15 protein-coding genes are annotated in these 22,860 nt (G+C 56.2%); 10 read left to right on the top strand and 5 right to left on the bottom strand.

Annotated features, from left to right (window positions below):
- Positions 1–20 precede the first annotated feature (20 nt).
- The gene (locus tag WCC56_RS21210; protein ID WP_424694285.1) at positions 21–794 is read left to right on the top strand and encodes an FCD domain-containing protein; all 774 of its coding nucleotides are present in this window, start codon (positions 21–23) and stop codon (positions 792–794) included.
- Entirely contained in the window at positions 791–1,258 is a 468-nt protein-coding gene (locus tag WCC56_RS21205) for a GNAT family N-acetyltransferase (protein WP_424694284.1), read from the top strand. Before WCC56_RS21210 ends, WCC56_RS21205 begins: the two co-directional genes overlap by 4 nt.
- On the opposite strand, the gene galR is transcribed toward WCC56_RS21205, so the two are convergent.
- Positions 1,259–2,260: an HTH-type transcriptional regulator GalR gene (gene galR / locus WCC56_RS21200; RefSeq protein WP_424694283.1), complete on the bottom strand. Its 1,002-nt coding sequence runs from the start codon at positions 2,258–2,260 to the stop codon at positions 1,259–1,261. It abuts the gene before it with no gap.
- 211 nt (positions 2,261–2,471) lie between these two features.
- On the opposite strand from galR, the gene WCC56_RS21195 reads away from it, so the two are divergent.
- The 8 genes from WCC56_RS21195 to lplT all read left to right on the top strand — a co-directional run bounded on the left by WCC56_RS21195 (position 2,472) and on the right by lplT (position 19,383).
- Positions 2,472–4,751: a molybdopterin guanine dinucleotide-containing S/N-oxide reductase gene (locus WCC56_RS21195; protein WP_424694282.1), complete on the top strand. Its 2,280-nt coding sequence runs from the start codon at positions 2,472–2,474 to the stop codon at positions 4,749–4,751.
- A gap of 328 nt (positions 4,752–5,079) precedes the next feature.
- On the top strand, positions 5,080–6,801 hold the full coding sequence (locus WCC56_RS21190; protein WP_424694281.1) for a penicillin-binding transpeptidase domain-containing protein: 1,722 nt from the start codon (positions 5,080–5,082) through the stop codon (positions 6,799–6,801).
- A gap of 214 nt (positions 6,802–7,015) precedes the next feature.
- Positions 7,016–8,239 (top strand): MdtA/MuxA family multidrug efflux RND transporter periplasmic adaptor subunit, encoded by a 1,224-nt coding sequence (locus WCC56_RS21185; RefSeq protein WP_424694280.1) that lies wholly within the window; start codon positions 7,016–7,018, stop codon positions 8,237–8,239.
- Entirely contained in the window at positions 8,236–11,406 is a 3,171-nt protein-coding gene (locus tag WCC56_RS21180; protein WP_424694279.1) for an efflux RND transporter permease subunit, read from the top strand. The genes WCC56_RS21185 and WCC56_RS21180 overlap by 4 nt, the downstream gene beginning before the upstream one ends.
- Positions 11,403–14,498, top strand: a complete 3,096-nt coding sequence (locus WCC56_RS21175) for a multidrug efflux RND transporter permease subunit (protein WP_424694278.1) — start codon at positions 11,403–11,405, stop codon at positions 14,496–14,498. Before WCC56_RS21180 ends, WCC56_RS21175 begins: the two co-directional genes overlap by 4 nt.
- Before the next feature lie 5 nt (positions 14,499–14,503).
- The gene (locus WCC56_RS21170; protein ID WP_424694277.1) at positions 14,504–15,922 is read left to right on the top strand and encodes an efflux transporter outer membrane subunit; all 1,419 of its coding nucleotides are present in this window, start codon (positions 14,504–14,506) and stop codon (positions 15,920–15,922) included.
- A gap of 94 nt (positions 15,923–16,016) precedes the next feature.
- Complete coding sequence (aas, locus tag WCC56_RS21165; protein ID WP_424694276.1) at positions 16,017–18,176, top strand: bifunctional acyl-ACP--phospholipid O-acyltransferase/long-chain-fatty-acid--ACP ligase; 2,160 nt, start codon at positions 16,017–16,019, stop codon at positions 18,174–18,176.
- Entirely contained in the window at positions 18,169–19,383 is a 1,215-nt protein-coding gene (gene lplT, locus WCC56_RS21160; protein ID WP_424694275.1) for a lysophospholipid transporter LplT, read from the top strand. The genes aas and lplT overlap by 8 nt, the downstream gene beginning before the upstream one ends.
- Before the next feature lie 80 nt (positions 19,384–19,463).
- Here lplT and WCC56_RS21155 read toward each other — a convergent pair whose 3' ends face one another.
- The 4 genes from WCC56_RS21155 to mutH all read right to left on the bottom strand — a co-directional run bounded on the left by WCC56_RS21155 (position 19,464) and on the right by mutH (position 22,593).
- The gene (locus tag WCC56_RS21155; protein ID WP_424694274.1) at positions 19,464–20,504 is read right to left on the bottom strand and encodes an NADP(H)-dependent aldo-keto reductase; all 1,041 of its coding nucleotides are present in this window, start codon (positions 20,502–20,504) and stop codon (positions 19,464–19,466) included.
- A 194-nt stretch (positions 20,505–20,698) separates the two neighbouring features.
- Entirely contained in the window at positions 20,699–20,914 is a 216-nt protein-coding gene (locus WCC56_RS21150) for a YgdI/YgdR family lipoprotein (RefSeq protein WP_424694273.1), read from the bottom strand.
- A gap of 178 nt (positions 20,915–21,092) precedes the next feature.
- The gene (locus WCC56_RS21145; protein ID WP_424694272.1) at positions 21,093–21,803 is read right to left on the bottom strand and encodes a TerC family protein; all 711 of its coding nucleotides are present in this window, start codon (positions 21,801–21,803) and stop codon (positions 21,093–21,095) included.
- 103 nt (positions 21,804–21,906) lie between these two features.
- Positions 21,907–22,593 (bottom strand): DNA mismatch repair endonuclease MutH, encoded by a 687-nt coding sequence (gene mutH / locus WCC56_RS21140; protein ID WP_424694292.1) that lies wholly within the window; start codon positions 22,591–22,593, stop codon positions 21,907–21,909.
- Between the last annotated feature and the right edge of the window lie 267 nt (positions 22,594–22,860).

Below are 22,860 nucleotides of genomic sequence, written 5' to 3'. Positions count from 1 at the left end.
AATAAGCTAAGGGTGAATACGTGGAAAAGGGCGCGGCTGGGCAAGAGAAGAAGCAGTATCAGGAAATCGGACAGCATCTGCGCCAGCAAATTCTCGACGGTCATTATCCCGTTGGTTCACGACTTCCGCCGGAACGAAACATTGCCGAAACCTGGGGCGTCAGCCGCACTATCGTCCGCGAGGCTTTGTTGATGCTTGAGCTGGAAGGGACGGTCGATATCCGTCAAAGCTCCGGCGTTTACGTGATGCGAATTCCTTCTGAAATCAGCAATGAAGAAGAAGCGTTCTTCCGCAGCGATGTTGGCCCGTTTGAAATGCTGCAGGCGCGGCAACTTCTGGAAAGCAATATTGCGGCTTTCGCGGCAAAAATGGCCACGAAAGCGGATATTGAGAACCTGAAGCGCATCCTTGAGCAGGAGCAAAAAGCGATTGCTATCAATGATGCCAGCCAGGACAACGATAAGATCTTTCATCTGTTGTTAGCCGGTGCGACGCAAAACCAGATGTTGCTGGATACTGTAACCAGCATCTGGCGACATCATGAAAACAACCCGTTATGGCAGCAACTGCGCAGCCATATTGAAACCCGCAGCTATAGGTTGAAATGGCTGGGCGATCACCAAACTATCCTCGCCGCACTGCGCCGCCGTGATGTGATGGGATCGTGGCAGGCGATGTGGCAGCACCTGGAGAATGTGAAAAACTCATTGCTGGAACTTTCGGACGCGGATGCACCTGATTTTGATGGTTATCTGTTTGAATCAGTGCCGATTTTTCAGGGTAAGCTGGTATGAGTACGCTAAAAATAGTGCCGCTTGCGGAAGCTAAGGACCATATCGAAACGGTCACTGACTGGTTGTGGCAGGCTTTTGGCAGTGAAAATAGCCGGCCCTTCTTTGCCAGCATTATGGCCAGCAGCCTGAGCGGTGCTGACTTGCCGTTGACCTGGGTCGCCGTAGACGACGACCGTGCGGTAGGAACCGTAGGATTGTGGCGCTGTGACTTAATCAGCCGCCAGGATCTGTTTCCCTGGCTGGCTTCGCTCTACGTTGACGAAAGCTATCGCGGGCGTGGATTGAGCGAGCAGCTGCAGCAAAGGGTCATGGCAGAGAGCCGCTTGCGCGGCTTTAAACACCTGTACCTCTACTCAGCCTGTGCCGATTATTACGAACGCTTCGGCTGGCATTTTATCGGCGATGCGCTGGACTACCCGGACAAATCTGTACGGCTTTATCAGCAGTCGTTGATACAGCCGTAGTCAGCCCGGAGACCCCACGGAATGGCGGCGAACCAGCGTTGGGCTGAACAAATTGGTCACTTCTGGCAGCGGCTGATTGTTGGCTAAAGCCAGTGCCAGCGCGGCAGCCTGCTGTGCCATAGTGATGATTGGGTAGCGAACGGTGGTCAGGCGAGGGCGGACGTAGCGCGAAACCAGCACGTCATCAAAGCCCATCAGCGACATCTCTTCCGGCACCCGCACGCCGTTATCACTCAACACGGCCAACGCACCGGCTGCCATCGAATCGTTATAACAGGCAACGGCGGTAAACGGCTTGCCACGGCCCAGCAGCTCGGTCATTGCCTGCTCACCGCCCACTTCATCCGGCTCACCCTGCGCAACCAGACGGTCGTTGCACGGCAGGTTGTGCTCTTTTAACGCATCGTAATACCCCTGCAGGCGATCTTCGGCATCGGAAATCGGGTGGGTTGAGCAGATATAAGCAATATTCTGGTGACCTTGCTGGATCAGATGGCGGGTGGCCAGCCAGGAGCCGTAGCGATCGTCCAGCGCAATACAGCGCTGCTCGTAGCCAGGCAGTGCACGGTTGATCAGCACCATGCCGGGGATCTGCTTCATCAGTGGAATCAGGTCCGCATCGGGAATTTTCTTGGTGTGGACCACCAATGCGCCGCAGCGATGGCGAATTAATTGCTCGATGGCCTGCCGTTCTTTTTGCTCGTTATGGTAACCGTTACCAATCAGTAAAAAGTTGCCGGTCTCATAGGCTACCTGTTCAACCGCTTTCACCAGTGCGCCGAAGAACGGGTCGGAAACATCCCCTACTACCAGCCCCATCGTTTCGGTTGATTGTTGCGCCAGGGCGCGTGCGTTGGCGTTCGGGTGATACTGCAGCTCTTCCATTGCGCTGTTGACGGCCAGGCGAGACGCCTCACTCGCTTTCGGTGAGTGGTTAATCACGCGGGAAACCGTTGCAACGGAAACGCCCGCGAGCCTGGCAACATCCTTTATCGTAGCCATCAGTCAGAGCCTTTCAGGGTAAGCGTTTACATAGCTGTTCAGTGTTGCGGAAAATCCCTGTTACTTCAAGCACACAGAATGCCAGCGGTGTCGCAAAGCTGGATAAATCAGCCCATTCTGGCTGGGGGCATCGCGTGTTTCTATTCAGCTTTCCAAAAAAAGGCTATTCTGGTTTTCCAAAAAAAGACTCATTCGCCTGCCGGACCGCCATATGACCCTTAAAAGAGTGCCGCACCTTGCCCATTGGGGCGCCTTCACGGCTGTAGTAGAAGACGGGAAACTGCTGCGCTGTGAACCGTTTTTTGCCGATCAGGACCCGTCACCGATGCTTAACAGCATTCCGGAACTGGTCTATTCGGATCAACGGATCAGGAAGCCGATGGTGCGCCGCTCATGGTTAAAATCTCGCGAGAAAAGCGATCGTACGCTGCGTGGCCGCGAAGATTTTGTCGAAGTGGACTGGGATACCGCGCTGGATCTGGTGGCAGAAGAAAACCGCCGCGTGCGCGATCGCTACGGCCCCTCCGCTATTTTTAACGGCTCATACGGTTGGTCTTCGGCTGGCCGCGTTAACCATGCCCGCACGCTGATCCGCCGCTTTTACTTTACCGGCGGCGGGGGTATTGATCAGTTAGGCAACTACAGCTGGGGCGCTGCACAGTTCTTCCTGCCTTACGTAATTGGCACCTATATGCCGCTGACGGGCAGAGTAACCGACTGGCCAAACGTGGTGGAACACTGCGAAATCTTTCTGGCCTTTGGCGGGCTGGCGCTGAAAAACAGCCAGGTTGCCTCGGGCGGAGCCGGTCAGCACAGCCTGAAGCCAGCGCTGCTTGAGCTGGCGGCCAAAGGCACCACGGTGATCAATATCAGCCCAATGCGCGATGACTGCCCGGCGTTTGTTAACGCCGAGTGGATCCCGATCCGTCCGAATACTGACGTTGCGCTAATGCTGGCGTTGGGCTTTGAAATTGAACGTCTTAACGCGGTCGATAACGCTTTCCTCAGCTCGCATTGCGTGGGGTATCCGCAACTGCGCAGCTATCTGCTGGGTGAAACGGATGGCACGCCTAAAACGCCGCAATGGGCCAGCGACATTACCGGCATTCCAGCGCTGCGTATTGAGCAACTGGCGAAACAGCTGATCGGCAAACGCAGCTTTATTACCTGTTCCTATTCAGTCCAGCGCGCGCACCGGGGTGAACAGCCGTACTGGATGATGATTGCGCTCTCGTCGATGCTGGGACAACCAGGTTTACCAGGCGCAGGTTTCTCCTTCGGCCATGGTTCGATGAACAGCGTCGGCAATCCGCGCATTGAAGGTCCGGCACCGATGATGTCTACCGGCGTCAATCCTATTGCCGACCAGGCTATCCCGGTGGCGCGCATCAGCGATATGCTGCTCAACCCTGGCGAGCCGTACCACTTCCAGGGACAGATGCACACCTACCCGGATATTCATTTGATCCACTGGGCGGGCGGTAACCCGTTCCACCATCATCAGCAAATTAATCGTCTGGTTGAAGGCTGGCAGCGTCCTGATACGGTGATTGTGCAGGACATTGTCTGGACACCAGCGGCGAAGATGGCCGATATCGTGTTACCGGTTACCACCACTCTGGAGCGTAACGACATCGGCGGATCTTCGCGTGACCGCTTCGTGTTGGCGATGCATCAGGCGATTAAACCGCAGCATCAGGCCCGTAACGACTTCGATATTTTTGCTGACCTTGCCGATCGTCTGGGCTACCGCGAGACCTTCACCGAAAACCGTAATGAAGCGCAATGGATCGAACATCTTTATCAGCAGTGTGCCGTTGCCCATCAGCGCAAAGGCATTGACTGGCCAGCGTTCGAGACCTTCTGGAGAGAAGGGCATGTGGAAGTGCCGCAGGGCGGTAAGCCCTTTATCTTTATGGAAGAGTTCCGCGAAGATCCGCTCGCCAATCCAATCAAAACCGCCAGCGGAAAAATTGAGCTGTTCAGTGAAACCATTGCCGGTTACCAGCTGCCGGACTTTGCGCCGCACCCTGAATGGCAGCCGCCGAAAGAGTGGCTGGGGGCAGAAGTCAGCCAGCGCTTCCCGCTGCATATGATCTCAATCCAGCCGAGCGACCGCCTGCACAGCCAGATGGATGCCACGCCGTCAGTACAGGCCAATAAAACGGCCGGACATGAAACGCTGTGGATGCACCCTGACGATGCTGCCACACGCGGCATTGTGGACGGGGACGTCATCGACGTCAGTAACGATCGTGGCCGGATGCTGGCTGGCGTCAGGCTTTCTGATGGCATCAGCCCAAGCGTGGTCCTGATTGCTACCGGAGCCTGGTTCGATCCTGGTTTTGGTCAAGCCTGGCAACCTTACGATCGCGCCGGTAACCCGAACGTGCTGACGCTGGACATTGGCACCTCTTCATTAACCCAGGGGCCAAACGCGATGAGCTGCCTGGTGGAGATCAAAAAGGCGAAAGATTGCAAAAGTGCCTAAGAATCACATAGCTGGTTACAGTTTGCGGAGAACTGTTGCGAATGCAGGCTGGCGACCAGAGCAGCCAGATTGCTACAGTCTAGGTCCCAGAGGTATTGATGGGTGAACATCAAAAAGTATTTATGCTTTGTTTCACCGACCTGCGCAGATGCGCAGGTTTTTTTTGCCTGAAAAACAGGGTTGATTTGATAACCTGCTGAATTTGCGTGGAAAACGCTTATTTCCTTCACCGGTCAATCATGATCTGAAACACAGTTTCCCTGTTATCTCTCCGGCATTTTTTGTATAACTCCCAGTCAGTTATCCTGTCCTCATCAGTAGAAGATCCATGTCGCGCTTAAAGAAAATACTGGCAAAAGACCAGGCAAAATCACCGTTTCATCCTGTCCGTTTCCGTCTGATCTGCCTCGGGGTGTTCGGCTGTATGGTTTTGCTGCTGATATGGGTCGGTAATTTACAGCTGTTAAATCATCCGATGCTGGAGAAGCAGGCGGATGAGCGCTCACTGCGCACCGTCACCCTTCCCACCAACCGTGGCACGCTGCTGGACCGAAATGGCGAAGCTCTGGCGCTGAGCGTTCCGTCGCGCGATATTATTGCTGACCCGCAACGAGTGCTGGAAGCGCACCCCGATTTCACCAGCGCCAAGTGGGAATATCTGGCCCACGCGCTGGATCAACGCCCTGAGCAGATTGCTGAGCAGATCAACGCTAACCCGAAACGTCGCTTCCTGTATCTGGGGCGCAAAATCGAACTGGGCATCGCCAAAGATATTGCCACGCTGCATCTCGCCGGGATCAGCACCGTGTATGATGACAGCCGCTTCTACCCGATGAGCGATGCCACCGGGCCGCTGCTGGGCATCGTCGGCGCGGATAACACCGGACTGACCGGGCTGGAGAAGGGCTTTGATAAGGTCTTACAAGGCACGCCGGGCGTAGAAAAATACCGCCAGGATGCCCACGGTAATATCGTGGCGATGATCAATTATGAGCCGCCACGCCAGCCACCTACCGTGCAGCTCAGTATCGATAAATTCGATCAGTACACCCTGTACACCAAACTGCGTGACGGCGTGTTACTCAACAAGGCCGACTCAGGTGCCGCGGTGCTGATCAAAGTGGATACCGGTGAAATCCTGGGCATGGCCTCTTACCCATCGTTTAACCCGAATAATTTCGTCAACGTTTCGCCTAACCAGATGCGTAATACCGCCATCAACGACAGCTACGAACCGGGTTCAACGGTGAAGCCGCTGGTGGTAATGGAAGGGTTGATCCGTAAACTGGTTCGTCCTGATTCGGTGCTGGATACCACGCCATACCGCGTTAACGGCCACTTAATCCGCGACGTTGGTCACTGGCCGCGTCTGACCATGACCGGCATTCTGCAAAAATCGAGCGATATCGGCGTCTCCCATATTGCGCTGGCGATGCCTGCGGAAGTGCTGGTGAAAACCTTCAACTCCTTCGGGTTGGGTAAACCAACCGGGCTGGGTTTGACCGGCGAAAGCGTGGGCTACTTCCCTTTGCACCGTGAACGCTGGGCTGATATTGAACGTGCGACCTTCTCTTTCGGTTACGGCCTGCGAGTGACGCCGCTACAGATTGCCCGTGAATATGCCACGCTCGGTTCGTTTGGTGTTTATCGCCCGGTGTCGATCACCAAGGTCACTCCACCGGTTATCGGGCAGCGCGTGGCTGATGAAGAAACCGTGCGATCTGTGGTGCATATGATGGAGAGCGATGCGTTGCCGGGCGGCAGTGGCGTGCGGGCTGCGGTGCCGGGTTATCGTCTGGCGATCAAAACCGGGACGGCAGAAAAAATGGGTGACAGCGGGAAATACGACGGCGGGTATATCAACTACACCGCAGGCGTTGCCCCAGCGAGTAACCCTCAGGTTGCGCTGGTGATTATGATTAACCACCCAACGGCAGGCGACCACTTCGGGGGCTCTGTAGCCGCGCCAGTGTTTGGCAACATCATTGGCCCGGTGCTGAAGCATATGAATGTGGCTCCGGACGCGCTGTACTCCACCCACAGCGACTAATTCTTTGCAGGCTGCTGCGGGGCAGCAACCTGACTTAGCGCTGGAGATCATGATTTCCTTGATTTCCTTACGAAATCCTTACGCTCTGAGGATGGAATTAACGCATACCCCTCGCTCATAATAGCGTCAGGCCAGTTTTGCTGGCCTGACTTTTTTCAGGCGTGGGCTCCAGCCCTCGTTGACCCCTTTGCCTCACCTGATTCAACAGAGCCTCATGATCCCAACGACTGCGAAAACCTCATCACCCCGCCGTAAAAAAATCCTTTTACTGATTCTGGTCATTCTCATTGCCCTGCTTGCCTGGCGTTTCTGGCCGCACGGCGCTGCACAAACGGCTGGCCCTGGCGGAATGCGGGGCCCAGGCGGCCCGGGGATGATGGCCGGTGCGGTTACGCCGGTTCACGCCGGAGAAGTCACCACGGCGGATGTGCCGGTCTACCTGACCGCATTGGGGACCGTGGTGGCTAACTCAACGGTGACGGTCACCAGCCGGGTTGATGGGCAATTGACGAAGGTGTTGTTCACTGAGGGGCAAAAGGTGGAAGCAGGGCAGGTGCTGGCGCAGGTCGATCCACGCAGTTACCAGGCCACGCTGGCGCAGTATCAGGGCGATTTAAGCCAGAATCAGGCGTTGCTGAAAAGTGCCGAACTGACGCTGGCACGCTACCGTAAGCTGTTTGCTCAGGACTCGCTGGCTCGCCAGGATCTGGACACGCAGATTGCCACCGTCGGCCAGTATGCAGGGACGATTAAAGCCGATGAGGCACAGATTGCCGCCGCTAAGCTGAACCTTGAGTTCGCTAAAATTACCTCCCCGATTGCGGGTCGCGCCGGTTTGCGCCTGGTCGATGCGGGCAATATGGTGCACACCACCGACACTACCGGGATTGTGACCATCACCCAGACTCAACCTGCTGCCGTCACTTTTAGCGTGCCGCAGAACAACATTCCAACCTTGTTGAAGTCGCTGCACAACGGCCAGAGCCTGCCCGCTACCGCGTTAGATCAGGATGGCAATGCTGAACTGGCCAGCGGCAACGTCCAGTTTATCAGCAACCAGATTGATACCAGCACCGGCTCGGTGGAGCTGAAAGCGCTGTTTGCCAACCAGGACGAAGCCCTGTACCCGAATCAGTTTGTTAACCTGCGCCTGCAAACCGGCACGCTGAAGCAGGCAACCGTTATCCCGGCGCAGGCTCTGCAACTGAGCAGTGACGGCAGCTTTGTCTACGTCATCAATAAAGATCAGACCGTGACGCGCAAAGAAGTGAAGACTGGCCCAACGCTGGGTGAAACGCAGCAGGCTATTCTTTCCGGTGTCAGCACCGGTGAACAAGTGGTGACTGAAGGGATCGATCGCCTGAGCAGCGGCAGCAAAGTGAAAGTGATTACCGCCGCTGAAACGAAAACCGCCAGCGGGAGCGCGAAAGCGCAATGAATCCTTCGCGTATCTTTATCGAACGTCCGGTAGCCACCATTCTGCTGATGGTAGCGGTGCTGCTCTCCGGGATCTTCGCTTACCGCTTTCTCTCCACCTCGGCGCTGCCGCAGGTGGATTATCCGACCATTCAGGTGACCACGCTCTATCCTGGCGCCAGCCCAGACGTGATGGCTTCGTCGGTTACTGCGCCGCTGGAGCGTCAGCTTGGGCAGATGGCTGGCCTGAGCCAGATGGCCTCCAGCAGCTCCAGCGGCTCTTCGGTGATCACCCTGAAGTTCTCCCTCGACCTGTCGCTGGATGTGGCCGAGCAGGAAGTGCAGGCGGCGATCAACGCGGCAGACAGCCTGTTACCTTCCGATTTGCCTAACCCGCCGACCTACAAAAAAGTTAACCCGGCAGACACCGCAGTGATCACCCTGGCGGCGAGTTCGAATACGCTGCCATTGATCAAAGTGCAGGATCTGGTGAACACCCGCGTGGCGCTGAAGCTTTCACAGATTTCCGGCGTGGGTATGGTTACGCTGGCGGGCGGACATCAGCCTGCGATCCGCGTGCAAATGGACCCAAAAGCGCTGGCCGCACACGGGCTGACGCTGGAAGACGTTAATACGCTGATCGGCAACAGCAACGTTAATGGCTCAAAAGGCGGCTTTGACGGCCAGTATCACTCCGTCACCATCGATGCTAACGACCAGCTGCGTACGGCAGAAGAGTATGGCAACCTGATCCTCACCTATCAGAACGGCTCCGCGCTCAGGCTGCATGACATCGCCACTATCCAGGAAGCGGCGGAAAACACCTATCAGTCAGCCTGGGCCAATAACTCCCCGGCGATCGTGATCAGCGTGCAGCGCCAGCCTGGTGCCAACGTGATCTCGGTTGTGGATGCGATCAAAGCCCAGCTGCCAACGCTTCAGGCCGCGCTGCCGGACGGTGTGAAAGTTCAGATCCTCTCCGACCGGACGCAGACCATTCGTGCTTCCATCAGCGACGTGCAGTTTGAACTGATGCTGTCGATTGCGCTGGTGGTTATGGTCACCTTCCTGTTCCTGCGCAACGTGGCCGCCACGCTGATCCCCAGCATTGCCGTGCCGCTTTCGCTGGTGGGCACCTTTGGCGTGATGTACCTGGCCGACTTCAGCCTGAACAATCTGTCGCTGATGGCGCTGACCATTGCCACCGGCTTCGTGATAGATGATGCAATAGTGGTGGTGGAGAACATTTCCCGACGGCTTGAGAACGGGGAAACCCCGATGCAGGCCGCGCTGAAAGGGTCTTCACAGATTGGCTTCACCATCATCTCGTTGACCTTCTCGCTGATTGCAGTCCTGATCCCGCTGCTGTTTATGGGCGATGTGGTAGGGCGGCTGTTCCGCGAATTTGCGATTACCCTGGCCGTGTCGATTCTGGTCTCCATGGTGGTTTCACTGACCCTGACGCCGATGCTGTGCGCTTATTTACTGCGCCATATCCCGGAAGAGCGGCAAAGCCGCTTTTACCGTAAAGGCGGGCAGGTCTTTGACAAACTTATTGCGGGTTACGATCGCCTGCTGACCATTGTCCTCAACCATCAGCGTCTGACGTTGCTGGTGGCGCTGGCTACGCTGGTCTTTACCGGTTTGCTGTATGTGGTGATCCCCAAAGGCTTCTTCCCCTCCCAGGATACCGGGCTGATTCAGGGCGTGACGGTCGCTTCGCAGGATATCTCTTTCAGTGAAATGGCTAAGCGGCAGCAAGCGCTGGCGGCCATCGTACTGAAAAACCCGGCGGTGGAGAGCCTCTCTTCCACCATCGGCATTGACGGCACCAATACCAGCCTGAACAGCGGACGTCTGCAGATTAACCTTAAGTCATTTGACCAGCGTGATGAGCGTGCAGAGGCGGTCATTGCAGAACTGAAACAGGCGACAGAAAGCGTGCCGGGCATTCAGCTGTATCTGCAGGCTTCGCAGGATCTGACGGTGAACGATCAGGTCACGCCGGATCAGTATCAGTTCTCGCTGGATGATGCAGACAGTGAAAACCTGGTGAGCTGGTCACCTCAACTGGTGGCGGCGCTGAAAAAACGGCCGGAGTTCAGCTCGGTGGTCAGTAATCTGCAGGATCAGGGACAGGTGGCCTACGTTGAATTGAACCGCGATGCGGCAGCACGTTACGGCATAACCGCGGCGGACGTAGATACCGCGTTGTATAACGCCTTCGGCCAGCGGCTGGTGTCGACCATTTTTACCCAGTCGAATCAGTATCGCGTGGTGCTGGAAGTGGCACCGAAATACCAGCAGTCTCCGGCCTCGTTTGATGACATTTATCTGGCGCCTGCCAGCACCACAACCAGCAGTACTGCTTCGGACTCTGACTCGGACTCTACGAGTACGACGTCAACCAGCGACAGCTCCACCAGCACTACTGGCATGGTGAAGCTGACGTCGATTGCCAAAATCCATCAGCGCATTGGTTCGCTGACGCATATGCGGCTGAACCAATTCCCGGCGGTGACCGTTTCCTTTAACCTGAGTGACGGCTATTCGCTGGAAGATGCCCAGAAAGCGATTGCTGAAACCCAGCAAAGCCTGGCGCAGCCTTCCAGCATCACTCTGCGCTACCAGGGGGAAACCGCCGCGTTCCAGAGCGCAACCAGCAATACGCTGTGGCTGATCCTCGCTGCGCTGCTGACCATGTATGTGGTGCTGGGCATTCTCTATGAAAGCTTTATCCATCCGGTCACCATCCTTTCCACCCTGCCGTCCGCAGCGGTTGGCGCGCTGTTAACGCTGCTGCTGTCGGGAACCGAGTTCAGCCTGATCGCCCTGATCGGGGTGATCCTGCTGATCGGCATTGTGAAAAAGAACGCCATTATGATGATCGACTTTGCGCTGGAGGCGGAGAAGACTCAACACCTCAGCCCGCGAGAGGCGATTCATCAGGCCTGTCTGCTGCGTTTCAGACCGATTCTGATGACCACGATGGCGGCTCTGCTTGGCGCTCTGCCGCTGATGCTGGCCTCTGGATCGGGCGCTGAACTGCGCCAGCCGCTGGGCCTGGTGATTGTCGGTGGGCTGATCTTCAGCCAGGTCCTGACGCTCTTCTCCACGCCGGTAATCTACCTGTGGTTCGACCGCATGGCAGAGCGTACCCGCCGCAGAATGCGTAAGGTTCGCGGATGAATATCACACGGCTGTTTATTTTCCGGCCGGTTGCCACGCTGCTGCTGACCATGGCGCTGCTGTTGCTGGGCGCGCTGGGTTACCGCCTGCTGCCCGTGGCACCGCTGCCGCAGGTGGATTTCCCGACGATTATGGTGACCGCAAAACTGGCTGGCGCGAGTCCGGAAACCATGGCTGCCACGGTGGCCACGCCGCTGGAGCGATCGCTGGGGCAGATCGCCGGGATCACCGAGATGACCTCCAGCAGTTCGGCGGGGTCGAGCAATATCATTCTGCAGTTTGATCTGAGCCGTGACATTAACGGTGCCGCGCGCGATGTGCAGGCAGCGATCAATGCCTCGCGCAGCCTGCTGCCGAGCAGCATGGCTTCGTTGCCCACTTACCGCAAAGCGAACCCGTCCGATGCCCCCATCGTGATGCTGGCGCTGACCTCGACGACCCGAACCAACGGCGAGCTGTACGATATTGCCGACAGCAAAATCGACCAGAAGATTGCTCAGGTGCAGGGCGTGGGTGACGTGTCGCTGATGGGCAGTGCGCTGCCTGCGGTCAGGATCGATCTGCAACCGCAAATGCTAACCCATTTCGGTGTGTCGATGGATACCGTGCGTGAGGCGATAGCCAACAGCACCACCAATCTGCCGAAAGGGATGTTGCAGGGCGAGCATCAGTCCTGGGTCGTGGACAGTAACGGTCAGCTCGATAAGGCCAGTGACTACCGCAAGCTGGTGGTCAGTTATCAGGACGGAAAAGCGATCCACCTCAGTGATGTCGCCACCGTTTATGACTCGGTGGAAGACAAATACAACGTCGGTTATTACAACCAGACGCCTTCGGTGATGATCGGCGTTACCCGTCAGGCTGGCGCTAACATGCTGGAAACCATCGATGCAATCAAAGCGCAGTTGCCAGCACTGGAGAAAGATCTCCCGGCGGATGTGGCGCTGAAAATTGTTGTCGACCGTTCACCTAACGTTCGTGCCTCTTTGTATGACACGGAAGAGACGTTGTTGATTGCCGTTCTGCTGGTGATTGGCGTGGTATTTGTGTTCCTGCGCAATGTGCAGGCGGTATTAATCCCGGCTCTGGCCTTGCCGGTGTCGCTGATTGGCACCTGTGCCGTGATGTATATGCTCGGCTACAGCCTGGATAACCTGTCGCTGATGGCGCTGATCATCGCCACCGGGTTTGTGGTGGATGATGCCATCGTGGTGCTGGAAAACATCACGCGTTATATAGAGGAAGGGCTGAGCCCGGTGCGCGCGTCCCTGAAAGGCGCACACGAAGTGAGTTTCACCGTACTGTCGATGACGTTGTCGCTGGTGGCGGTGTTTATTCCGATCCTGTTGATGGGCAGCATTGTTGGGCGTCTGTTCCGCGAGTTTGCGGTAACGCTGACGGTGTCGCTGATTATCTCCATGCTGGTGTCGCTAAGCCTGACGCCGATGCTCTGTTCAAGGCTGCTCAAGCGCAGACCGGCCGCTAAGCGCCCGCACCCGGTGTATCAGTGGATTGAAAATGGCCTGAACAAACTGCTGGCCTCTTATTCTACGGCGCTGAACTGGGTGATGCGTCATCAGCGTTTGACGCTGTTCAGTCTTATCCTGACCGTGCTGCTGAATGTGTTCCTCTATTCGGTGGTGCAGAAAGGCTTCTTCCCGAACCAGGATACCGGGCTGTTGATGGGCATGCTGCGGGCAGACCAGAACGTCTCCTATCAGGCGATGAAACCGAAATTGCAGCAGTTCGCCAAAATGATTGAGCAGGACCCGGCGGTGGATGGTGTGATGGCTTCGATGGGGAGCGGGGCGTTTGGTTCGCGCAATACCGCCAACTTCTTCGTGCATCTGAAAGACTTCGACAAGCGTGATGCCACGGCAACAGAAGTCGCCAACCGGTTGAGCGGGAAATCCGCCGCTATTCCTGGCGTTCAGCTGTTCCTGATGGCCGCGCAGGATATTCATATTGGCGGACGTAGCGCCAACGCATCCTATCAGTACAGCCTGCAGGCTGACGATCTGGAGACCTTGCGCATCTGGACGCCGAAAGTGAAAGCCGCGCTGGAAGCCATTCCGCAGTTGACCAGCGTTGACTCAGATGCTCAGACGGGCGGCCAGGAAGTGATGATCAACATCGATCGCGACCGGGCAAAACGCCTCGGCGTGGATGTGAACATGCTGGACACGCTGCTGAACAATGCCTTTTCACAACGCCAGGTCGCCACGCTGTATAAAACGCTTAACCAGTATCATGTGGTGATGTCGGTGCAGGATGCTTACACCCGCGATCCGGACATGCTTGAGAAAATGTTCGTGGTCAACGATCGGGGCGATCAGGTGCCGATCTCGGCCTTTGCCAGCTTCAGCGGAGCCAATGCGCCGCTGTCGGTTGCGCATCAGGGCCAGTCAGCCACCAGCACCATTGCGTTTAACCTTGCGGATGGCGTTTCGCTGGAACAGGCTTCAGCCCTGATCAAAACGGCGATGGCGCAGATAGGGCTGCCTGATACTCTTCAGGCCGGTTTCCAGGGCACGGCGAAGGCGTTTGCTGACCTGTCCGCCTCGATGCCGTGGCTGATTCTGGCGGCACTGGCGGCAGTCTATATCGTGCTGGGGATGCTGTATGAAAGCTACATTCATCCCCTGACTATCCTCTCCACTTTACCTTCGGCTGGCGTTGGCGCGCTGCTGCTGATGCTGCTGACCAACACGCAGCTGACGGTGATCGCGCTAATCGGCATTCTGCTGTTGATCGGCATTGTGAAAAAGAACGCCATTATGATGATCGACTTTGCGCTGGCAGCCGAGCGGAAGCAGGGCTTGTCACCGCAGCAGGCGATCACTCAGGCCTGCCTGATGCGCTTCCGCCCGATTATGATGACCACGCTGGCCGCCTTCTTTGGTGCCTTGCCCCTGGCGTTGGGCAGCGGCGGAGATGCTGATTTACGCAGCCCGCTGGGCCTGGCGATTGCCGGAGGCCTGGCCTTAAGCCAGCTGCTCACTTTATTCACCACTCCGGTGGTGTACCTCTACCTTGATCGCGCCAGCCGTGCCACGAAACGCCAGTGGGCCCGCCTGCGTCATGCTGAATAACTCTGATGAAAATGACTAAACTGACTCCTGTTTTGCTGGCGCTGTTACTGAGCGGCTGTGCCGTTGGGCCTGATTATCACCAACCTGCGGCCAATGTGCCCAGCCAGTATAAAGAAGCGAAAGGCTGGCAACAGGCCAACCCGCAGGATGCGGAAAGTAAAGGTGAATGGTGGGCTGTTTACCACGATGAAACGCTGGCCGGTTTACTGCGTCAGGTGTCGATTTCCAACCAAAACGTCGCGCAGTATGAAGCGCAATATCGTCAGGCGAAGGCGCTGGTCTCTGAGTCTCGCTCCGATCTGTTCCCAGGCGTGACCGGAACCGGTGCTTCTACCCGAAGCGGTAGCGCAGGCAACACCACAACCGGCTCGGGCCGGACAGTCAGCAATAGCCATTCGCTGGAAGCCAGCGCCAGCTGGGAGGTGGATATCTGGGGCAAGCTGCGCCGAACGCTGGAAGAGAACCAAGCCAGCGCGCAGGCCAGTGCTGCCGAGTTAGCTAACATCACCCTTAGCGCGCAGTCCGAACTGGCACAGGACTATTTCCAACTGCGGATTGCGGATCAACAGATCGCGTTGTATCAGCAGAGTGTGGACGCCTATCAGCGCTACCTGAAGGTGATCAACAACAAATACCAGGCTGGCAGCGAATCCCGTGCCACGCTGGCCCAGGCTCAGGCCCAACTGGAAAGCGCCCGTGCTTCCGCGCTGGATCTCAGCTGGCAGCGTGCGCAGACCGAACATGCTATTGCGATGCTGATCGGCAAAACGCCAGCGGAATTCAGTTTGGCCGCCGCGCCGCTGACGGCAACCCTGCCAGCCATTCCTTCGGCGCTGCCGTCTGAACTGCTGCAGCGCCGCCCTGATATCGCTTATGCCGAACGTAACGTGGCTTCCGCGAATGCAGCGGTGGGTGTGGCGATTGCCGGTTACTATCCTGACCTGACGCTGAGCGCTACCGGCGGCTTTTCCAGCTCGACGTTCAGCAATCTGCTCTCCTTACCGAACCGCGTCTGGTCATTAGGGCCAGAGCTGAGCGGCACGCTGCTGGACTTTGGCGCGACGTCCTCGAAGGTGGATCAAGCCCGCGCGGCTTATGATGCGGATGTGGCCAGCTATCGCCAGGCCGTGTTGACCGGCTTCCAGGAAGTGGAAAACTATCTGGTTGAGCTGAACACCTTGCAGGACGAAATGCTGGCGCAGCAGCGGGCGACAGACGCAGCGAAAGAGTCCGCACGCGTCACCTATAACCAGTATCAGGCCGGGATGATTGATTATCTGGATGTGGCGACTACCGAGAACACCAGCCTCAGTTCACAGCAAAGCCTGCTGACACTGCAAAGCACGCAGTGGGTAGCCAGCGTGGAGCTGATAGCCGCACTGGGCGGCGGCTGGCAGGATAAGTCGCTGAGTCAGTCACAGTAACCGGGAAAATGAGACTATTTTGCCAGCAGAGCATTGAGTTGTGACGCTATATCCTGCATCGTTATAGCCAACTTTTTTATGCTAAGGAGCTGGCATGTTATTTTCTTTTTTCCGTCTGCTTTTTCGTCTGTGCTTTCGCACCAGCCTGAACGGCGATCTTGCTGGATTATATAAAGAAAAAGTGCTGATAGTGCCCAACCACATGTCGTTTCTGGACGGGGTGTTGTTGGCGGTTTTTCTCCCGGTTAAACCGGTGTTTGCCGTTTACTCTTCTATCAGTCAGCACTGGTACATGCGCTGGGTGAGTCAATTCGTTGATTTTGTGCCGCTGGACCCAACCAAACCGATGTCGTTGAAGCATCTGGTGAGGATGATTGGCCAGGGCCGCCCGGTGGTCATTTTCCCGGAAGGGCGTATCACCGTGACCGGCTCCCTGATGAAAATCTACGACGGTGCTGGGTTCGTTGCCGCGAAATCTCAAGCTACCGTGGTTCCCCTGCGCATTGAAGGGGCTGAATATTCGCCTTTCGGTCGCCTGGCTGGCGTATTTAAACGCCGCCTGTTCCCCCGCATTACCCTGAACGTGTTGCCTGCCACCACCATCCCGATGCCTGAAGCGCTGAAAGCGCGCGATCGCCGCAAGCTGGCGGGCGAACATTTGCATCACATCATGATGGAAGCCCGGATGGCGGTGCGCCCAAGGGAAACGCTGTATCAGGCCTTTCTCTCTGCGCGCACCCGTTATGGCTATTTCAAACCGGCCATTGAAGACGTTAACTTCAAGCCGGACAGCTATACCGGCCTGCTGAAAAAATCACTGGGCGTTGGGCGTATTCTGGAGCGTTATACCGCTCCCGGAGAATACATCGGCCTGCTGTTACCAAACGCAACGGTGACTGCTGCGGCGATCCTTGGCGCCTCCATGCGTGGGCGTATTCCGGCGATGTTGAACTACACCGCTGGCGTGAAAGGGGTGAGCAGCGCGCTGAAAGCCGCTGAAGTGAAAACAGTCTTCACCTCCCGCCAGTTCCTGGACAAAGGAAAGCTCTGGCATCTGCCGGAAGAGATAACCCAGGTTAAGTGGATCTTCCTTGAGGATCTGAAAGACACCGTCACGACTCAGGACAAGCTGTGGATCCTTCGCCATCTGCTGCTGCCCCGTCAGGCTGAAGTTAAACAACAGCCGGAAGATGCGGCGATGGTGCTGTTTACCTCCGGTTCGGAAGGCAATCCGAAAGGCGTTGTGCACTCGCATAAAAGCCTGCTGGCAAACGTTGAGCAGATCAGAACGGTAGCGGATTTTACTCCACGCGATCGCTTTATGGCCGCTCTGCCGCTGTTCCATGCATTCGGTCTGACGGTGGGACTCTTTACCCCGTTGATGACCGGCGCACAGGTCTTCCTCTACCCAAGCCCGCTGCATTATCGCATCGTGCCAGAGCTGGTTTATGACCGTAACTGCACGGTGTTGTTTGGGACATCCACCTTCCTTGGCAATTACGCGCGTTTTGCCAATCCGTATGATTTTGGCCGGTTGCGTTATGTCGTGGCAGGGGCGGAAAAATTACAGGAAGGCACGCGTCAGACCTGGATGGACAAATTCGGCATCCGCATTCTGGAAGGCTACGGGGTGACCGAGTGCGCGCCAGTGGTGGCGATAAACGTGCCGATGGCAGCGAAAAATCATACCGTTGGGCGCATTCTGCCGGGGATGGATTCACGTCTGATCTCGGTGCCGGGAATCGAGCAGGGCGGCTTGCTGCAACTGCGCGGCCCAAACATTATGAAAGGCTATCTGCGGGTCGAGAACCCTGGCGTGCTGGAAGCCCCTCAGGCCGATAATGGTGAAGGGCAGATGGAAGCCGGTTGGTATGACACTGGCGATATCGTCACCTTTGACGATCATGGCTTCTGCCAGATCCAGGGCCGCGTGAAGCGCTTCGCTAAAATTGCCGGTGAAATGGTGTCGCTGGAAACCGTGGAGCAACTGGCGCTAAAAGCGTCGCCAGAGAAGCAACATGCCGCCTCTATGAAGCCTGACGGTAACCGGGGTGAAGCGCTGGTGCTGTTTACTACTGACAGCGAACTGGCCCGCGATCAGCTGCAGAAAGCCGCCCGCGAACTGGGCAGCCCGGAACTGGCGGTACCAAGAGATATTCGCTTCCTGAAACAGCTACCTGTACTCGGCAGCGGTAAACCTGATTTTGTCACCCTGCGCAGCATGGCCGAAAACCCGGAGAACACGAATGAGTAACCCCGCCAGCCCGCAAGGGCTGATGTCGAAAGGGATGATGGCGGTAATTGCCGCCCAGTTCCTTTCTGCTTTTGGTGATAATGCGCTGCTGTTTGCCACGCTGGCGGTGCTGAAACAGCAGGTTTACCCCGACTGGAGCCAGCCGGTGCTGCAGATGGTCTTTGTGGCGACTTACATCATTCTGGCCCCGTTTGTCGGCCAGATGGCGGACAGTTTCGCGAAAGGCCGGGTGATGATGTTCTCGAACGGCCTGAAGCTGCTGGGTGCGCTTACCATCTGTTTTGGCTTCAACCCCTTTGTTGGCTACAGCCTGGTTGGCATTGGCGCAGCAGCTTATTCCCCGGCCAAATATGGCATTCTGGGGGAGATTTCCGGTGGTGATACGCTGGTGAAAGCCAACGGCCTGATGGAGTCATCCACCATTGCTGCCATTCTGCTCGGTTCGATAGCGGGTGGCGTACTGGCTGACTGGAATCTGACGGCGGCTTTGATTGCCTGTGTGGTGGCTTACGGTCTTGCGGTAGCAGCCAATACACTGATCCCGAAACTCATGGCGGCCAGACCCGGGCAGTCGTGGCATCCGGCAAAAATGTCGGCCAGCTTCTTCAGCGCCTGCCGTGTGCTGTGGCGGGATGGCGAAACCCGCTTCTCGTTAGTGGGCACCAGCCTGTTTTGGGGCGCGGGCGTCACTCTGCGCTTCCTGTTGGTGCTTTGGGTTCCGGCGGCGCTGGGTATTACGGATAACACCACACCTACCCTGCTGAATGCCATGGTAGCGATCGGGATTGTGTTTGGCGCAGGCGCGGCCGCTAAGCTGGTGACGTTGAAGAACGTTGGCCGCTGTATGCCTGCTGGCGTACTGATTGGCGTTGCGGTGGTTCTTTTCTCTTTGCAGCACACCACCACGGGCGCTTACGGTCTGCTGATTGTACTCGGCATGTTAGGCGGCTTCTTTGTGGTGCCGCTGAACGCATTGCTGCAGATGCGCGGGAAAGAGAGCGTTGGCGCGGGGAATGCGATAGCGGTTCAGAACCTTGGCGAGAACAGCGCGATGCTGCTGATGCTTGGACTGTACACGATAGCGATCAAACTGGGCGCACCGCCGGTAGCAACAGGCGTAGGATTTGGCGCGCTGTTTGCGCTGGCGATTGCGGTCTTGTGGGGATGGCAGTTGGCTCAGAAACGGCAGAAGCGAACAGCTCAGTAACTGACAAGGCAGGAATGAAAATTTAGGGGCTGTTACCCAGTTGAAGAACAGCGGCGGAATGACTCCCGCCGCTGTTTTTTTTAGGGTGAAGGGAAGGTGTAACGACGATGAATCGCTTCCAGTCCCTGCAGCACTTCTTCATCCAGCGTCAGATTATAGCTGTCGATATTGATCTGCAGCTGTTCCAGCGTGGTGGCACCTAACAAGGTACTGGCAACAAACGGCTGCTGACGAACAAAGGCCAGCGCCATCTGTGAAGGATCCAGACCGTGTTTTTTCGCCAGCGCCACGTATTCTGCAATCGCCAGCTGAGCCTGCTCACCGCTGTAACGGGTGAAACGGCTGAATAAGGTATTGCGAGCGCCCTCAGGCTTCGCCCCATTCAGGTACTTCCCGCTCAGCGTACCAAACGCCAGGCTTGAATAAGCCAGCAGCTCAACGCCTTCAAGATGGCTGATTTCTGCCAGACCCACTTCAAAGCTGCGGTTCAGCAGGCTGTAAGGGTTTTGAATGCTGACAATGCGCGGCAGCTCGTGCTTTTCAGCCAGCTGCAGGTAGCGCATCACGCCGTAAGGGGTTTCGTTAGAGACGCCGATATAACGGATTTTACCCGCACGAACCTGTTCGTTCAGCGCTTCCAGGGTTTCCAGCAGCGTGACCGTTGCCGTTGCGTCGCTGTATTCATAGTTCAGCTTGCCGAAGTAGTTGGTCTGGCGCTGTGGCCAGTGCAGCTGATACAAGTCCAGATAATCGGTATTCAACCGCTTGAGGCTGGCATCCAGCGCTTCGCGGATATTTTTACGATCAAGCGCCTGATTTGGGCGAATAGAAGCATCCGCGCCACGCACCGGGCCGGCCACTTTGGAAGCAAGGATGATTTTGTCACGATTGCCGCGGGCCTGAAGCCAGCTGCCAATGTATTTTTCGGTTAAACCCTGGGTTTCCGGACGCGGAGGAACCGGATACATCTCGGCGGTATCAATAAGGTTAATACCGGAGCGGAGGGCTAAATCTAACTGCGCATGGGCGTCGGCTTCGCTGTTCTGCTCACCAAACGTCATGGTTCCCAATCCCAGACTACTGACTTCCAGGGTGCTGTGGGGGATACGGTGATAGTGCATGTGCCGGCTTCCTTTTTACATTATTAGAAGGTCTGGAACCTGAAGAACGGCCTGCAATGAGGTGCATAGCCCCGCGGTACGTGCTCAGGTCCGGCATTTGACTATAACCGCCGTAAGCGACAGGGGGAAGAGGGGATTTATCGGGAAATGCGGACTGAGCCACCTACGGAGTGCAGAAGGTGGCTTAATTTGACTTAGCGTTCAACGATTGAGGAAACATCATCACCGTTGATCTGTAACTCGTGGCCAGAGCGGTCAGTGTATTTTACCAGGCCGGTGTCTTTATCTATCTCAGGTTTTCCCTGGGTCATGATCATATTGCCTTCCTTGGTCGCCATCACATAATCGCTGCTACACCCGCTGACCAATAAGGCCAACATAAGCGCCGCTGCGCCAAACATATACTTCATACTTCGCTCCCTTAAGGCCTGCTACTGAATACTGGTACGTTTATTAATAACGCATTTTAGTCACAGACGCAGTAGTAGATGTCCGAAAATGTGCGGCGAGCACGTCGGGCCATTGACATTTTTCGTAAGATGATACTTCAGGAAGGTTTGCTGGCCGGGCGATCCGGCCAGCAACAGGTCAGGCGGGTTTCTTTTTAGAACGCATCAGGTTCAGGCATTCAACGGCCATAGAGAAGAACATGGCAAAATAGATATAGCCTTTAGGAACATGCACGTTGAAGCTTTCCAGCATCAGCGTAAAGCCGACTAAAATCAGGAATGCCAGCGCCAGCATTTTCACTGAAGGATGGCGCTCAACGAAGTCACCAATCGATTTAGCAGCGAACATCATCACGCCAACAGCAATCACTACCGCGGCCATCATAATAATCAGATGGTCAGACAGGCCGACGGCGGTGATCACCGAGTCGAGGCTGAAGATAATATCCAGCAGCATAATCTGCACGATGGCACCAATAAAGGAATGCACATTCGTATTATGCTCCGCGTCGCCCCCCTCGATGGTTTCATGGATCTCCATGCTGGATTTCCACAACAGGAACAGGCCACCAAACAGCAGGATCAAATCGCGGGCAGAGAAGCTGTGGTCCATCAGGGTAAACAGCGGTGTGGTCAGGCGGATAACCCAGGCAATCGAAGCCAACAGACCCAGACGCATTAACATCGCGCCAGCTAGCCCTATACGGCGAGCGGCATTCTGTTGATGTTTAGGGAGCTTGGCGACTACCAGAGAGAGGAAAATAATATTATCGATACCGAGGACGATCTCCAGAATCGTCAGCGTACCCAGTGCCAGCCAGGCATTGGGATCTGCAATCCAATCAAACATGCTAACTATGCTTCCTAAACGAAAAGTAAACGAGGAGTATACGCAACCCGCCACCTGCTCGCTATCCCGGAAACCTTTTATCTGCGACTGATAACCGGGGGAATTACAACAAAAAATGGCGGGCGAGTAGCGGGCCAGTGAAGGTTTTCTTCAGATAGAAACCGCGCGGTAAGGTCATAATGGGCTGGCCGTTTGCCCCAATTCCTTCGGTCAGCGCTTTGCTGTTCGCGGCTTTGGGACGGATTTGCAGGACTTCCCCGTGACGGGCGGTAATTTTTTCTACCTGGCCCAACACAATCATATCCATCAGCTCTTCCCAGTCACGCTGTAACAGGGCTTCCTCTTCTTCACTGGCACTCCACAGAAGGGGAGCACCGACCCGACGCTCTGCCAGCGGAATAGCCCGGTCCCCCTCAACGGGAACCCATAACACCCGCGCCAGCTTATGACGCACATGGCTGGTCTGCCAGGTTACGCCGCTGTTGCCGGTAAGAGGAGCAACGCAAACAAAGGTCGTTTCAAGCGGGTTGCCAGAGGCATCTATCGGGATCGTCTTTAACTCCACGCCGATCTCGGCAAAATCCTGCTCAGGCTTACTGCCTGCACTGGCACCCAGATAGCGCTCCAGTAACAAGCCGACCCACCCTTTATCCCTTCGCAGATCCTGCGGGATCCACAAATGCGCTCTTTCTGCCAGTTCACCCAGCGTGAAGCCTGCCAGCTGACGGGCACGATCAAGCAGCACAGTTTCGTTTTCTGGTGGCGGAAGCGCAATACCTTCAGGACTCATCGATAACTCTCTGTTGTCGTTCAAAAAATCACCACACTTTTGCCCCGTCTTAATACGGCCAGGACGGATTGTGCAAAACAGGAATAATAGCATGATAAATCATGATTTTTTACCTCGCCACCCCGCACTAAAAACCCCAGGCCAAAAGGTTATGCCCGACTTGTCACCGACAATGAACAGGATCACCCCCCCTGTTATCCACAGAAAAATGGGATAACTTGCCTTTTAGGGGAATACTGTTTCGATTTACAGCCTTGACTGCGGCTG

The sequence above is a fragment of the Erwinia sp. genome (assembly GCF_049696395.1).
Classification (GTDB): Bacteria; Pseudomonadota; Gammaproteobacteria; order Enterobacterales; family Enterobacteriaceae; genus Erwinia.
This window is presented reverse-complemented; position numbering and strand designations above follow the sequence as displayed.

What these genes read in the sequence shown, in the direction of transcription:
- aas (WP_424694276.1), top strand. Translation starts at nt 16,017, where the DNA reads ATGTTATTTTCTTTTTTCCGTCTGCTTTTTCGTCTGTGCTTTCGCACC.
- WCC56_RS21180 (WP_424694279.1), top strand. Translation starts at nt 8,236, where the DNA reads ATGAATCCTTCGCGTATCTTTATCGAACGTCCGGTAGCCACCATTCTG.
- WCC56_RS21195 (WP_424694282.1), top strand. Translation starts at nt 2,472, where the DNA reads ATGACCCTTAAAAGAGTGCCGCACCTTGCCCATTGGGGCGCCTTCACG.
- WCC56_RS21205 (WP_424694284.1), top strand. Translation starts at nt 791, where the DNA reads ATGAGTACGCTAAAAATAGTGCCGCTTGCGGAAGCTAAGGACCATATC.
- WCC56_RS21155 (WP_424694274.1), bottom strand. Translation starts at nt 20,504, where the DNA reads ATGCACTATCACCGTATCCCCCACAGCACCCTGGAAGTCAGTAGTCTG.
- lplT (WP_424694275.1), top strand. Translation starts at nt 18,169, where the DNA reads ATGAGTAACCCCGCCAGCCCGCAAGGGCTGATGTCGAAAGGGATGATG.
- WCC56_RS21185 (WP_424694280.1), top strand. Translation starts at nt 7,016, where the DNA reads ATGATCCCAACGACTGCGAAAACCTCATCACCCCGCCGTAAAAAAATC.
- WCC56_RS21175 (WP_424694278.1), top strand. Translation starts at nt 11,403, where the DNA reads ATGAATATCACACGGCTGTTTATTTTCCGGCCGGTTGCCACGCTGCTG.
- WCC56_RS21150 (WP_424694273.1), bottom strand. Translation starts at nt 20,914, where the DNA reads ATGAAGTATATGTTTGGCGCAGCGGCGCTTATGTTGGCCTTATTGGTC.
- WCC56_RS21190 (WP_424694281.1), top strand. Translation starts at nt 5,080, where the DNA reads ATGTCGCGCTTAAAGAAAATACTGGCAAAAGACCAGGCAAAATCACCG.
- mutH (WP_424694292.1), bottom strand. Translation starts at nt 22,593, where the DNA reads ATGAGTCCTGAAGGTATTGCGCTTCCGCCACCAGAAAACGAAACTGTG.
- WCC56_RS21145 (WP_424694272.1), bottom strand. Translation starts at nt 21,803, where the DNA reads ATGTTTGATTGGATTGCAGATCCCAATGCCTGGCTGGCACTGGGTACG.
- galR (WP_424694283.1), bottom strand. Translation starts at nt 2,260, where the DNA reads ATGGCTACGATAAAGGATGTTGCCAGGCTCGCGGGCGTTTCCGTTGCA.
- WCC56_RS21170 (WP_424694277.1), top strand. Translation starts at nt 14,504, where the DNA reads ATGAAAATGACTAAACTGACTCCTGTTTTGCTGGCGCTGTTACTGAGC.